The organism is Oleiagrimonas soli (genome assembly GCF_000761445.1).
Taxonomy (GTDB): Bacteria; Pseudomonadota; Gammaproteobacteria; order Xanthomonadales; family Rhodanobacteraceae; genus Oleiagrimonas; species Oleiagrimonas soli.
In genome coordinates this window covers 3,058,670-3,072,697 of the sequence record NZ_KN196470.1, presented here as the reverse complement: position 1 = coordinate 3,072,697, position 14,028 = coordinate 3,058,670, and the positions used below count along the sequence as shown (strand labels likewise).

At 65.1% G+C, this 14,028-nt stretch carries 11 protein-coding genes; 8 read left to right on the top strand and 3 right to left on the bottom strand.

From position 1 onward, the window contains the following. Positions 1-278 precede the first annotated feature (278 nt). Together glpD and glpK are read left to right on the top strand one after the other, a co-directional pair. Positions 279-1,814 carry a glycerol-3-phosphate dehydrogenase gene (gene glpD / locus LF63_RS13755; protein WP_043102701.1) on the top strand — a complete coding sequence of 512 codons (1,536 nt, stop codon included), beginning with the start codon at positions 279-281 and terminating at the stop codon, positions 1,812-1,814. Next, positions 1,811-3,319 carry a glycerol kinase GlpK gene (gene glpK, locus LF63_RS13750; protein WP_043102699.1) on the top strand — a complete coding sequence of 503 codons (1,509 nt, stop codon included), beginning with the start codon at positions 1,811-1,813 and terminating at the stop codon, positions 3,317-3,319. The genes glpD and glpK overlap by 4 nt, the downstream gene beginning before the upstream one ends. Positions 3,320-3,344: 25 nt before the next feature. On the opposite strand, the gene LF63_RS13745 is transcribed toward glpK, so the two are convergent. Further along, the gene (locus LF63_RS13745; RefSeq protein WP_043102696.1) at positions 3,345-4,283 is read right to left on the bottom strand and encodes a carbohydrate kinase family protein; all 939 of its coding nucleotides are present in this window, start codon (positions 4,281-4,283) and stop codon (positions 3,345-3,347) included. A gap of 281 nt (positions 4,284-4,564) precedes the next feature. Between LF63_RS13745 and LF63_RS13740 the strand changes: the two genes are divergently transcribed. The 6 genes from LF63_RS13740 to LF63_RS13715 all read left to right on the top strand — a co-directional run bounded on the left by LF63_RS13740 (position 4,565) and on the right by LF63_RS13715 (position 11,505). Further along, on the top strand, positions 4,565-5,611 hold the full coding sequence (locus tag LF63_RS13740; protein ID WP_043102693.1) for a rod shape-determining protein: 1,047 nt from the start codon (positions 4,565-4,567) through the stop codon (positions 5,609-5,611). Positions 5,612-5,666: 55 nt separating this feature from the next. Next, positions 5,667-6,608 carry a rod shape-determining protein MreC gene (mreC, locus tag LF63_RS13735; protein ID WP_043102691.1) on the top strand — a complete coding sequence of 314 codons (942 nt, stop codon included), beginning with the start codon at positions 5,667-5,669 and terminating at the stop codon, positions 6,606-6,608. Beyond that, the gene (gene mreD, locus LF63_RS13730) at positions 6,605-7,096 is read left to right on the top strand and encodes a rod shape-determining protein MreD (RefSeq protein ID WP_043102688.1); all 492 of its coding nucleotides are present in this window, start codon (positions 6,605-6,607) and stop codon (positions 7,094-7,096) included. Before mreC ends, mreD begins: the two co-directional genes overlap by 4 nt. Positions 7,097-7,142: 46 nt before the next feature. Next, on the top strand, positions 7,143-9,059 hold the full coding sequence (gene mrdA / locus LF63_RS13725) for a penicillin-binding protein 2 (protein ID WP_052395123.1): 1,917 nt from the start codon (positions 7,143-7,145) through the stop codon (positions 9,057-9,059). Next, a complete protein-coding gene (rodA, locus tag LF63_RS13720; protein ID WP_043102685.1) occupies positions 9,056-10,171 on the top strand; it encodes a rod shape-determining protein RodA in 1,116 nt (371 codons plus the stop codon). Before mrdA ends, rodA begins: the two co-directional genes overlap by 4 nt. A 674-nt stretch (positions 10,172-10,845) precedes the next feature. Next, positions 10,846-11,505 carry a DsbA family protein gene (locus tag LF63_RS13715; protein ID WP_043102683.1) on the top strand — a complete coding sequence of 220 codons (660 nt, stop codon included), beginning with the start codon at positions 10,846-10,848 and terminating at the stop codon, positions 11,503-11,505. Positions 11,506-11,543: 38 nt separating this feature from the next. Here LF63_RS13715 and LF63_RS13710 read toward each other — a convergent pair whose 3' ends face one another. After that, a complete protein-coding gene (locus tag LF63_RS13710; protein ID WP_043102681.1) occupies positions 11,544-12,842 on the bottom strand; it encodes an MFS transporter in 1,299 nt (432 codons plus the stop codon). Positions 12,843-12,920: 78 nt separating this feature from the next. Continuing rightward, positions 12,921-13,991, bottom strand: coding sequence for a glycerophosphodiester phosphodiesterase (locus LF63_RS13705; RefSeq protein WP_043102678.1), 1,071 nt, complete (start codon positions 13,989-13,991; stop codon positions 12,921-12,923). Positions 13,992-14,028 lie beyond the last annotated feature (37 nt).

Sequence of the window (14,028 nt, the reverse complement as noted above, 5' to 3'; positions counted from 1 at the left end):
TCCGACTTACCGTCGGGGGCTTTTTTGTTGCCTGCGGAGACTGATGACGCGACACCGCGTCCGTGAGCGGGCCAGCAGGAGACGGCTGCCCGGAAAGCGGCGCTCGGAACCTGTCGATACTGCTGGAAGAGTTGCCGCTCAGCAGGCACGTCTACTCGATATTCCGCTGAGGGCATCGCTTACCCGATGCCGATGCTTTTTTGTACTCGTGGGCCTGCTTCACGTGCTGCGTGTTAGCGTGGACGTAGAAGCAAATTCATTGCGAGGCGCAGATCGAAATGCAGTACGACACGGATATCCTGGTGGTCGGCGGAGGCGTGAACGGGGCGGGTATCGCGCGCGATGCGGCCGGGCGCGGTCTGTCCGTGACGCTGTGCGAACAAGACGATCTTGCCGCCCATACGTCGAGCGCAAGCACCAAGCTGATCCACGGTGGCCTGCGCTATCTGGAGCAGTACGAATTCCGCCTCGTGGCCAAGGCGCTGGCGGAACGCGAAGTGATTCTGCGTCTGGCGCCGCACATTACCTGGCCGATGCACTTCGTGCTCCCGCACGAGTCGCACCTTCGCCCCATGTGGATGATTCGTCTCGGTCTGATGCTGTACGACCGTCTGGGCGCGGCGCATCGTACCCTGGCCGATTCCAGGGCGGTGGATCTGCGCAAGCACGTCAGCGGTGAACCGCTCCGGCCGGTGTACGAGCGCGGCTTCGTGTACTCGGATGGCTGGGTGCAGGATGCGCGGCTGGTGACGTTGAACGCGATGGATGCCGCGCGGCGTGGTGCCTCGATCCGCGTGCGCACGCGTTGCGTATCCGCGCAGGTACGCGACGGCGTATGGCACGCGGTATTGCAGGAACGCCATGGTGCGCAGCGGGAAGTCCGTGCACGTGCGCTGGTCAACGCTTGCGGTCCGTGGGCGGGGCGTTTTCTCGGCGAGGTCGTCGGACAACGTGAACATCGCGACGTGCGTCTGGTGAAAGGCAGTCACATCGTCCTGCCGCGCCTGTTCGATCACGACTACGCCTACATTTTCCAGCAGCCGGATCGGCGCATCGTGTTCGCGATTCCGTACGAGACCGACTTCACGCTGGTCGGCACGACCGATGTCGACTATCGCGCCGATCCCGCCGAAGTGCATATCGACGGCGACGAAACGCGCTATCTGTGCGATGCGGTGAATCGCTATTTCGAGCGTGCCGTGACACCGGACGACGTGGTCTGGAACTACAGCGGCGTGCGGCCGTTGCTCGATGAAGGTGGCGATGCATCGTCGGTCAGTCGCGATTACCGCATTGAGCTGGATGAGCGGCCGCAGGCGCCGCTGCTGAATGTCTTCGGCGGAAAGATCACCACCTACCGACGTCTCAGCGAAGACACTGTCGATCGGTTGGCGACGGCGCTCGGTGTCGATGCGCCGGCGTGGACCGCCGACGGCGATCCCCTGCCCGGCGGCGACTTCGCCGACGCCGAACGTCTGGTCGATGGGTGGTCGCGACGCTGGCCGTGGCTTCCGGTCGGACTCGCACATCGTTGGCTACGCCATTACGGCACCTTTACCGCGGACCTGCTCGGCGAAGCTACATGCGTGGAGGATCTAGGCGAGCACTTCGGCGCCGGCCTGTATCGTGCCGAAGTCGATTATCTTGTCCGCTGCGAATGGGCGCGCAGCGCGGACGACATTCTGTGGCGCCGCACCAAGCTCGGGCTGCGCCTGAATGCGGATCAGAGAACGCATCTGGAAGCCTATCTCGACGGCGTCGTGGACACGCTGTCGAGGGCAGACCAGACGCGCTCCGGGGAGCATATGGCATGAGTCAGCAACGCGATCACATCGTGGCCATCGATCAGGGCACCACCAGTTCGCGGGTGATGGTGTTCGATGCGAGCGGACAGGTCGTGGGCGTGGCGCAGCGCGAGTTCGAGCAGATCTTCCCGAAGCCGGGCTGGGTCGAACACCGGCCTCGAGACATCCTCACCAGCGTACTGGTCACGCTGACCGAGGCGATGCATCATGCCGAACTGGACGCGGCGCGGGTCGCCGGCATCGGCATCACCAACCAGCGCGAAACCACCGTGGTCTGGGATCGCAAGACCGGCGCGCCCGTGCACAACGCCTTGGTCTGGCAGTCGCGGCATTCGGCTGAACTGTGCCGGCGCATGCGTAACGACGAGGTCGATCGCCTGGTGCGCGAACGCACCGGGCTACTGATCGACGCCTATTTCTCGGCGACCAAGATCCAGTGGCTGTTCGAGCATGTTGACGGCGTGCGCGAGCGGGCGCACAACGGCGAGTTGCTGTTCGGCACCATCGACAGTTGGCTGGTGTGGAATCTCACCGGCGGCAAGGTGCACGTCACCGACATCACCAATGCCTCGCGCACGCTGCTGTACGACATCCATCGGCAGCAATGGGACGATGAACTGCTCGAGCTGTTCGACGTGCCGGCCTCGATGCTGCCGGAAGTGCGCGGTTGCAGCGAGGAATACGGCCGCATCGAATCCAAGCATTTCTTCGGACAGGACGTGCCGATTTGCGGCATCGCCGGCGACCAACAGGCCGCGCTGTTCGGCCAGGCCTGCTTCGCGCCGGGCATGGCCAAGAACACCTACGGCACGGGCTGCTTCCTGCTGATGCACACGGGAACGCAAGCGCGCAGCTCGACGCATGGCTTGCTGACGACGCCGGCCTGGCGCATCGGCGACACTACCGAGTACGCGCTCGAAGGCAGCGTGTTCGTGGCCGGCTCGGTGGTGCAGTGGTTGCGCGACGGTCTGCGCATGCTGGGCAAGGCCGGCGATTCGCAGGCCTACGCCGAGCGCGCCGGCGACAACGATGGCGTGTACATGGTGCCGGCGTTCACCGGCCTGGGCGCGCCATACTGGCAGAGCGACGTGCGTGGCGCGGTGTTCGGGCTTTCACGCGGCACGCAGAAGGAGCACTTCGTGCGCGCCGCGCTGGAGTCGATGGCCTACCAGACCCGCGATGTGCTCGACGCCATGCAGAACGACGCCGGCATCGAGTTGATGGAACTGCGCGCCGACGGCGGCGCCATCGCCAACGATTTCACGGCGCAGTTCCAGGCGGATCTGCTCGGCGTGCCGGTGATCCGACCGAAGATCCACGAGACCACGGCGCTGGGCGCGGCATATCTTGCCGGTCTGGCAGCGGGCGTGTGGCGCGATCGCGAGGAGATCGCGAACCTGTGGGCGCTGGACCGGCGCTTCGAGCCGCAGATGGCGGAAGACCGTCGCGAGCGTCTTTATGCCGGATGGCAGCGCGCCGTCGAAGCCACCATGCGGTATCGCGTGGAAGATTGACGACGCGTTGCCGGCGCGGGGCGCGTCAGGCGTCCAGCGCGTAGCCGAACTGCTGCTGGAACTGTTCGGCGAAGTGGGCGAAGTCGAAGCGCTGGTTCTGCGTGCCCGGGTGCTCGACCTTCAGTGCGCCCATCAGCGAGGCCACGCGGCCCACGGTTGGCCAGTCCATGTCGCGCATCAGCGCGAAGATCAGGCCGGCACGGTAGGCATCGCCGCAGCCGGTCGGATCGGTGATCGCGCTGACCTTGGCCGGTGCGATGTCGTGCATCGTCCCGTCGGCATAGATGTAGGAACCCTGGGCGCCGCGCGTGACGATGTAGCCCTTCACGCGGGCGGCAATGTCCTGCGGCGTCCAGCCGGTACGCTCCTGCAGCACCTGCGACTCGTAGTCGTTGACGGTGACGAACTGCGCCATCTCGATCAAGTTGCGGAATTCCTGGCCGTTGAACAGCGGCATGGCCTGGCCCGGATCGAAGATGAACGGGATGCCGCGTTCCGCGAACTCGCTGGCGTGTTGCAGCATGGCTTCGCGCGAGTCGGGCGCGACGATGCCGAAGGTCGCCTCGGCCACGTCGCGCACGTGGTTCTCGTTGGAACGCATCATCGCGCCCGGATGGAATGCGGTGATCTGGTTGTCGTCCAGGTCGGTGGTGATGAACGCCTGCGCGGTAAACAGCTCGGGCAGTTCCTTGACCTGGCTGAGATCGATGCCGCAGGCGTCGAAATGGGCGCGGTAGGGCGCGAAGTCCTGACCGACGGTTGCCATCGGGATCGGCGCGTCGCCGAGCAGCTTCAGGTTGTAGGCGATATTGCCGGCGCAGCCGCCGAATTCGCGGCGCATACCGGGGACCAGGAAGGCCACATTGAGCATGTGCACCTTGTCTGGAAGGATGTGGTTCCTGAAGCGGTCCTCGAACAACATGATGGTGTCGTAGGCCAGCGAGCCGCAGATCAAGGCAGACATGCGTGGTGCGTTCCCCGTGCAGAAGGCGGACGGATGCGGAAGGTTCGGACGCATCCGCACAAAACCTCGACATTTTATCTTCTGCGGACCGATCCGGCGACCCGGCTGTTCAGGTCGCCGCGCATGAGCGGCACAGGCATTCATGCGCGGGATGCGAAATGACGCGCATCCCTAGGCGAAACAAAGACTTTCTTAACGTTTCTCCGCTTGCGCCCTAACTCGGCGCTGACTAGACTGACCTGCTTATTTCCCCATCACACGCAAGGGCGGCGTGCAGCGCAATGTTCAAATGGTTCAGTGGGTTCTTCTCCAACGACATCTCCATCGATCTGGGCACGGCCAACACGCTGATCTATGTGCGTGGCGAGGGCATCGTGCTGAACGAACCCTCGGTTGTCGCCATTCGTCATGAGCACGGCTCGGGCGCGCCTCGGCGTGTCGAGGCCGTCGGCAGCACGGCCAAGCGCATGCTCGGCCGCACGCCCGGTTCGATTACCACCATCCGCCCGATGAAGGACGGCGTGATCGCCGACTTCACCATGACCGAGGCGATGCTGCAGCACTTCATCAAGCAGGTGCACAAGTCGCGCATGCTGCGCCCCAGCCCGCGCGTGCTGGTGTGCGTCCCGTGCGGTTCGACCCAGGTCGAGCGCCGCGCGATCAAGGAATCGGCCGAGGGCGCCGGCGCCCGCGACGTGTTCCTGATCGAGGAGCCGATGGCCGCCGCGATCGGCGCCGGCATCCCAGTGCACGAGGCCCGCGGCTCGATGGTGCTCGACATCGGCGGCGGTACCTCGGAAGTGGCGGTGATGTCGCTCAACGGCGTCGTCTACTCGCAGTCGGTGCGCATCGGCGGCGACCGCTTCGACGAGTCCATCATCAACTACGTGCGCCGCAACCACGGCACCCTGATCGGCGACTCCACCGCCGAGCGCATCAAGCTCGAGATCGGCTGCGCCTATCCGCAGACCGAGGTCAAGGAAATCGAGATCTCCGGCCGCAATCTCGCCGAGGGCGTGCCGCGCATGTTCACCATCAACTCCAACGAAGTGCTGGAAGCGCTGCACGAGCCGATCTCCGGCATCGTCGCCGCGGTCAAGGCGGCGCTGGAGCAGACCCCGCCCGAACTGTGCTCGGACGTCGCCGAGCGCGGCATCGTGCTGACCGGCGGTGGCGCGCTGCTGCGCGATCTGGATCGCCTGATCACCGAGGAGACCGGCCTGTACGTGCAGGTGGCCGACGATCCGCTGACCTGCGTCGCCCGCGGCGGCGGCAAGGCGCTGGAGATGATCGACCAGCACGGCAGCGACTTCTTCACCGGCGAGTAATGGCAGGTCAACGGCGGATGCGTCAGCATGCGCCTATCACGCCGACGGGAAGGGCATGACGCTGACACGTGACGGGGGCTCGCTGTTTTCCGCCAACATGGCGGGAACGTTGCGGCTGATCGTCTATCTCGCGCTGGCCTCCGTGTTGATGGTGCTCGATCACCGCGGTCACTGGATGGGCAAGGTGCGCTACGGCGCAGCCATCGTGATCGAGCCGATCTATCACCTGGCCGGCTTGCCGGCGTCGGGCTTCCGCGCCGCCCGCGTGGCCTTCGCCGACCGCAAAAAGCTGACCGAAGAGAACAAGCAGCTGCGCGTGGACCTGCTGCTGGCCAACGCGCGGCTCAATCACATGGCCGCCGTGTCACGCCAGAACAAGCGTCTGAAGAAACTGCTCGACACGCGTCGCCAGCTCGGCATGAACGTGCAGCTGGCGCGGGTGATCGACATCGATCTGGGCGCGTTCAGCCATCGCCTGACGCTGGATATCGGCGCGCATCAGGGCGTGAAGATCGGCCAGGTCGTGATCGATTCGCACGGCATCATGGGGCAGGTGATCCAGGCGCTGCCCAACACGTGCACCGTGATGCTGATCACCGATCCCGACCACGCCATTCCGGTTACCGACACGCGCACCGGCATGCGCACCGTCGCCTACGGTTCGCACGAGGCCGGGCAGCTGTCGCTGCCGACGATTCCGGTGTCCGCGGATGTGAAAGTGGGCGATACGCTGGTCAGTTCCGGTCTCGGCGGCCGCTTCCCGCCCGGCTTCCCGGTCGCGACCGTCACGCATGTCGAACCGCAACTGTCGGGCATGTTCCTGACCGCCCGCGCCGAACCCAGCGCGGACATGCAGCGCGCCGATGAAGTCCTGCTGCTGCGTGATCTTGCGCCGCCGGTCGGTCCGCCCGCGCCGGTCAGCGAGGAAGGTCCGCCCGCGGATCTGGCGCCGCAAACCGACGTCAAGGCCACGGCCTCGTCGCGGAGCACGCGATGAATCGTCAACGTGTCCGCGCGATCGTGTTCTGGAGCACGGTGGTGTTGTCCCTGCTGCTGATGCTGCTGCCCTTGCCGCAGGCGCTGATCGCGTTCAAGCCCTATTGGCCGGCGCTGATCCTGCTGTACTGGGCGCTGGAATCCAGCGACGTGGTCGGCCTGGGCGTGGCGTTCGCGATCGGTCTGGGTGCGGATGTGGTGAACGGATTCCTGCTCGGCGAACAGGCGTTGCGGCTGACCGTGCTGGTGTTCATCGTGCTGCGCTTCCGGGCGCGGCTGCGCTTCTTCCCGATGTGGCAGCAGGCGCTGGCCGTGCTCGCGCTGCTGATCAACGACCGCATCATCGAGCTGATCCTGCGCAGCTTTGCTGGGTATCCGCTGCCGCCGGTGAGTTTCGCCATCGCGCCGTTGATCGGTGCGCTGATCTGGCCGTTCGTGTTCCTGCTGCTCGACGACGTGCGTGCCCGGTTGCGCGCCCACGAGGCATGAGTACGCTGTCTGTCGTGTCTGAGCCTGGCGTGACGGAGCCTCGGTCATGGCGCTGAAGTCGACGCGCATCAAGAACGAACAGCTCGAAGCGCATCTGTTCCGCGTGCGGGCCCTGACCGGCTTTGTGCTGGTGGCCTTCGCGCTGCTGGTGCTGGCGGGGCGCTTCTTCTGGCTGCAGATCGTGCAGCACGACGAATACGCGACGCGCTCGACGCAGAACCGCGTGCACCTGCGCCGCCTGCCGCCGCCGCGCGGATTGATCTACGACCGCAATGGCGTGCTGCTGGCCGACAACGTGCCCGCGTTCCGGCTCGACGTGGTGCCCGAGCGCGTGGAGAACATGGACGAGATGCTCGATCAGCTGGGCATGATCATCCCGTTGAGCGACCAGGACATCAAGGACTTCCGCCGCAGCCTGAAGCAGCATCGCGCGTTCCAGAGCGTGCCGTTGAAGCTGCGCCTGAACGAAGACGAGATCGACCGCTTCGCCATCAACCGCTGGCGCTTTCCCGGCGTCGACGTGGTGCCGTACCTGAGCCGCAACTACCCGCAGGGCGCGTTGTTCGCGCACGTGGTCGGGCACGTCGGGCGCATCAGTGCGGAAGAACTCAAGCATGTCGATCCGGATCGCTACGACGGCACCACGCACATCGGCAAGACCGGCATCGAGCGTTACTACGAGAGCCAGTTGCACGGCGAGCCCGGCTACGAGGTGGTCGAGGTGAACGCCGATCAGCGCGTGCAGCGCGTGCTGCAGACCCATCCGCCGGTGCCGGGCGAGAGTCTCTATCTGAGCATCGATGCGCGTCTGCAGAAGGCGGCGTACCAGGCCTTCCAGGGACAGGCCGGTTCAGCCGTGGCGATCGATCCGCGCAACGGTCAGGTGCTGGCGATGGTCAGCGTGCCGAGCTTCGATCCGAATCTTTTCGTGGGCGGCATCAGCAGCACCGACTACACGCAGTTGCTCAAGGACCCCGAGAAGCCGCTGCTGGACCGCGCCATCCGCGGCGGCTATCCGCCGGGCTCGACGGTGAAGCCGTTCATCGGTCTGGGCGGTCTGGAGCTGGATTTCCGCAAGCCTTCCGACACGGTCATGTCGACCGGCGTGTTCTACATCCCGGGACAGGTGCGCGGTTATCGCGACGATCAGCGCAACGGTGCGGGACGCGTGGACTTGGTGCAGGCCATCGAGCAGTCGGTGAACACGTACTTCTACAAGCTCGTGTACGACATGGGCATCGACAAGCTCAGCACCTGGATGGCCCAGTTCGGATTCGGCAAGCCCACCGGCATCGATCTGCCCGGCGAGGCTGCGGGCGTGCTGCCCTCGCGCGAGTGGAAGCGCATCCACCGCAACCAGCCGTGGTTCATCGGCGAAACGGTCATTTCCGGCATCGGTCAGGGCTACTGGGTGGTCACGCCGGTGCAGCTCGCCAGCGCACTGGCGACGCTGGCCGACGGCGGCGTGCCGCATCGACCGCATCTGCTGATCGCGACGCGCAAGGGCATCGATGGCAAGCGCACGCCGGTCAAGCCGCCCGCGCCGGGCAAGCCGATCGCGCACGACCCGAAGGATTGGCAGGTGGTGCGGCAGGGCATGATCGCCGTGGTCAACGGCGACAAGGGCACGGCGCGCGGCCTGGGCGACGGCTTTCCCTACGTGATCGCCGGCAAGACGGGTACCGCCGAGCGTTATTCGCGCACGACCAACGCGTACGAGGATCGCACCAACCTCGAAGCGCTGGCGCGACGGCATCGCGCGTTGTTCGAGGGTTATACGCCGGCCAGCGATCCACGCATCGCCGTGGCGGTGGTGGTCGAGCACGGCGCCTGGGGCGGCAGCGTGGCGGCGCCGATCGCGCGCAAGATTTTCGATGCCTGGCTGGCCGAACAGCCACCCGGAAGCCTGCCGCCGCCTACCGTACCGAAGAAACCCGACGCGGCCAGCGGAGGTACGCCATGATGCAGCCACTCGTCATGCGGCTGCGCCGTTTCGCGGTGCGACTGTGGGAGCACAAGCGTCTGGACTGGCCGCTGATGAGCGCGCTGATGCTGCTGGCCGGTGTCGGCCTGATCACGCTCTACAGCGCCGGCGACGAAAGCATGCGCCTGGTCGTCAATCAGGCGTTGCGGTTCCTGCTGGGCGGCGCGTTGCTGCTGCTGATCTCGCGCATCTCGCCGCGCGATCTGCGTACCTGGACGCCTTGGCTGTATAGCTTTTCGGTGCTGCTGCTGGTCATCGTCGCCATCGTCGGCGAGGGCCGCGGCGCCTACCGCTGGTTGGACCTGGGCGTGGTGCGCTTCCAGCCGTCGGAACTGCTGAAGCTGACCACACCCATGATGGTGGCGTGGTACCTGCATCCGCGTCATCTGCCGCCGTCGTGGAAGCACATCCTCGGCGCGGCCGTGCTGATCGGCGTACCCGCCGGCCTGATCGCCGAGCAGCCCGATCTGGGCACGGCGCTGCTGGTCGGCGCGGCCGGCACCTTCGTGCTGTTCCTGTCCGGCATGGGCTGGCGACGCATCCTGTTCCTGCTGGGGCTGGTGCTGCTGGCGGCGCCGGCGGCGTGGCCATTCCTGCACGATTACCAGCGCCAGCGCGTGCTGACGATGCTGAACCCGGAATCCGACCCGCTCGGTGCTGGCTGGCACATCATCCAGTCGAAGATCGCCGTCGGTTCCGGCGGCTTCTTCGGCAAGGGCTGGCAGCATGGCACCCAGTCGCATCTGGAATTCCTGCCCGAGCACACCACTGACTTCGTGTTCGCGGTGTTCGGCGAGGAGTTCGGCCTGTTCGGCGTGCTGCTGCTGCTGGGACTCTACCTATTCATCGTCGGCCGCAGCCTGTGGATTGCCGCCCAGGCGCGCGAGACCTACGCGCGTCTGCTGGCCGGTTCCATCGGCCTGAGCTTCTTCGTCTACGTGGTCGTCAACGGCGGCATGATCACCGGCCTGCTGCCGGTCGTGGGCGTGCCGCTGCCGCTGATCAGCTACGGCGGCACCTCGGCGGTCTCGCTGCTGGCCGGCTTCGGCGTGCTGATGTCGATCCACGCGCATCGCAAGATGCTGAAGTAATCGCCGTTCCTCGGCGGCGCTTTCATGCCGATGGGTGTTCAGTCGGATATTGCAATGAACGCATGGGATAAAAGTTCATAGGACTCTGTGCCAGAGGCGGCAGGCAGACGGAGTCGAAACCGAGTGCAGGGTTTGGCTTGTTTGCCGAGATCGCGTTATCTAGCTCGCGATGGCAGGGTCTCAATCATGGATTCTTGACATATCCTCAGCATGAGGGTGGATAATGATTGAGTCTGCGCCACTCGTGTCAATACGATGTCAGTGAGAGTGAAATAGCGACCTGCGTAGACAGCGTTAGGACACCAAGACCTCAAAGGAGAATGAGATGATCCGTAGAATGTTGATCAATGGTCTAGCAGTCGTCGTGATCGTGGCAGGAACGGCACTCGGTGGAATGGCCCATGCTCGTGCCGAGCGCCCGGGTGTGACCCCATCTGCAATTGATGTTTGCAGGAGCCTGGGTGAGGCCACCTGCTGCGATGGTACGTGTGACGAGGGTTCCAATAACTGCGCTCTCCACGGCGGGATCTGTGGTTATTGATCGTTTCCATTGAACGCCTGTGAACCTTGCAGGTAGGCGGGAACCCCAAAGTGGGTTCCCGTCGGATTCGGGGCGGTCCTCGTTCAGGAACGCTTTTCTCCGAGCATGTGTTTAGAACAGTCAAGGACCGATAATGAAAAACGTATTTCCCAATATCGTGACCGGAGTGCTCGTGATTTGCGCCATTGTGGTCACGGTTGCGGTCGCTAAACAGACATTCTTCCATCCGTCTGCAAGTCACGCCGTCAAGAATATCGCCGACTGGAAGTCTCTCGTGGCCGGCAAGACGCCAGCCATGGGGCAGACTGGCGCCCCTGTTGTGGTCGTCGAATTTTCGGATTATCAGTGTCCATTCTGTCGTGCATTGGAACCGAATCTGCAAAAGGTCTACGACAAGCACCGTGACGATATGGTGGTGTATCGGTACGATTTTCCCTTGACCAAGATTCACGATCACGCCTATGAAGCAGCGCTGGCTTCACGGTGCGCGGGCGAGCAGGGTGCGTATCGTGCGTTCTCGAGTCAGCTCTTCAAGATCGATTTCAGCAAGGGTGTGGATTGGTCCTCGCTGGCACAGACTTCGGGCGTGAAGGATGTGCAACGTTTTGCGTCCTGTCTGGACAACAGGCAGACGGCTAAGATCGTGGATCAGGAGAAATCCAAAGCCGTCGATCTGGGTATCCAGGGAACGCCGACGCTGGTGATCAACGGTCGAGTGGTTGCTGGTATGGAGTCGGTCGAGCAACTCGAAAAGGCGGTGCTCGATGCGAAATCGAACAAGACATCAGCATGATGCGGCGCCATCGAGCCATGGAAATTTCGTCCAGCTGACTATGTGCATGTTTCGTCATCGGACACGGCGGGAAGGCGCCTGCACAGCAGGGCACCGCAGCCGCCCATCAAGGTCAGCAGGGTCAATGCGGCGGTGATGGACCAGGCCGAGAGCGCGGCGACTGTGCCGCCGACGATCAACAGCAGGATGCCGATGACCGAATTGCTGACCGCCACATAATCGGTGCGCGTGTCGTCGTCGGCCATGTCGACGACGTAGGTCTTGCGGCCGATGCGTACCGCCTGATGGGCCAGCGACAGCAGGAAATACATCAGCGGCATGAACCAGAACAGACCGAGCATGCCGGTATCCAGCGTCACCAGGACGGCCAGCGTCGCGCCGAGCGCGGCGGCGGAGAGACCGCCGATCAGCATGACGTGACGACTGGAACGGTCCGCCAGCTTGCCCCACAGCGGTCCGCCCAGCATCGCCGCCACGCCTTCGACGGCGATGAATACCGCCAGCAGTCGCGGCGTCTCGCCGCCATGCCGCTGCGCAAGCATCACGTAGTACGGCGCCGACAGCGCCGTGCACATCAGCAGCGCGCGGGCGACCACGAAGCGCCGCAGGCGGCGGTCGCGGAACAGCATGCGCAGGCGTGTGTCGGTATCCGTGGCGCCATGCTTCGCACCGGGTTCGCGCACCAAGGCGAACAGGCCCGCGCCGATGATCCACAGCAGTCCCGCGCCCGCAAGCACCGCCGCGTAGCCGTCGGAAGACAGAGTGCCCGGACCGAAGCCCACCACTACGGCGCCGATGCACAACGTGGCGATGCCGGCGGCGCTGGCCGACCAGCCGTTGGCGCGGCCGCGGCGCGACTTCGGCAGGGTGCGGCCGAGGACATCCTTGGAGGCGACCGACGACAGGCTGCGTGACAGCGCGAACACCGTCAGCAGCGCCAGCAGCGCGATGCCCGCGGCGTAGCCGCGCAGCCACAGCGCGACGGCCGCCATGCCGAACATGCTGGCCGCCTGCAGCAGGGCCCCCAGCGACCACACCCATTTGCGATGACGGAAGCGTTCGACGACACCGGCCAGGCCGATCTGCACCAGCATGCTGCCGGATTCGCGCAGCGGCACCAGCAAGGCGGTCATCCAGCCGGCGACGCCGAGGCTTCCGGCAAGCCAGGTCAGGGTCGTCTTCGGGTTGCTCAGCGCGTCGCCGAGTTTGGTCAGGAAGTGGCTGCCGACGAACAGAAAGAAGTTGCGCGGCTCGTCCTGCTTCAACACGGAGTCGTCGCGCTGCGCGCTACTCGGATCGGCGACCAGCGTGCGATACGCGCGCTCGAGATTCGACATGGCGATGCGTTCCTGTGCGCCGCCGTTGGCGGCCGACCCTGGATGATAGCGAACCGGCTGCTGCGCTTGCCGAGGACGTCAGCGCGCGGCGTTCCATCCGTCGACCGCCATGCGTCCCGCGGCGGGGTCGTCGGTGAAGAAGGCGTCGATGCCGAGGTCGAGAAAGCGGTGGATCTGCCGCGCCAGCCCTTCCTGCGAGGCATGGTTCGGAGCGTCGCCGTCCTGGAATTCACGCGCCAGGAAACGGTTTTCGGGGCGGAAGGTGTAGGGATGCACGCGCAGTCCGGCGTCATGCGCGTCCTGCACCAGCGAGGTCGGCGCGCCGAGGCGGTTGTCCGTCGTGCGCGGCAGGATGGCGTCGGCGTCGGGACCGATGGCGTCGGCGTACAGGGCGACGGCGCGCAGGCCGGCCGGCGTCGTCATGTCCGCGTAGGTCGCCGCGTCGCCGCTGGCCTGCATGTCGTAGGGCTGACGGTCCGGCGCGCCGAGCAGTTGCAGCAGGCGGATGTGCGATGCGGAGCGGTGCGGTCCGTCGCCGATCCGTTCGCGCAGGTAGATCAGGTTGCCGACTTCAAACGACTGGATCTCGATCGGCGCCTTGCGCGTGTAGTCGTGCGCGGCCAGTGTGGCGAGCAGACGGTCTTCCATCGGCAGGCCTAGTTCGCGGAAGTAGGTGCCGTGCTTGATCTCCGGCACCAGACCGATCGCGCGTCCGCGGCGGTCCGATTCGACGGCGGCCAGTTCGATGATCTCGTCCAGCGTGAGGATCGGATAGCGGCCGTCGTGCGCGGTGCCGCGCAGTTCGGGGAGACGCTCGCGGGCGTGCAGCGTCTTCAGCTCGGCCAGCGAGAAGTCCTCGGTGAACCAGCCATCGATGTCTTCGCCGTCGATGCGTTTGCGGGTCCGCCGGTCGGCGAATTCGGGATGCTCCGCGACGTCGGTGGTGCCGCCGATTTCATTCTCGTGGCGCGAAACCAGCACGCCGTCGCGGGTCATCACCAGATCGGGTTCGATGAAGTCTGCGCCATCGGCGATGGCGCGCAGATAGGACGCGCGGGTGTGTTCGGGGAAGTGCGCCGGCGCGCCGCGATGGCCGTAGACCTGCGCGCGCACAGCGGCGGAAGCGTGGTTCGAGTCGCGTGAGGACATGGGTGCGTGCGTCAGAGCGTCGGTGCAAGCATAGAAC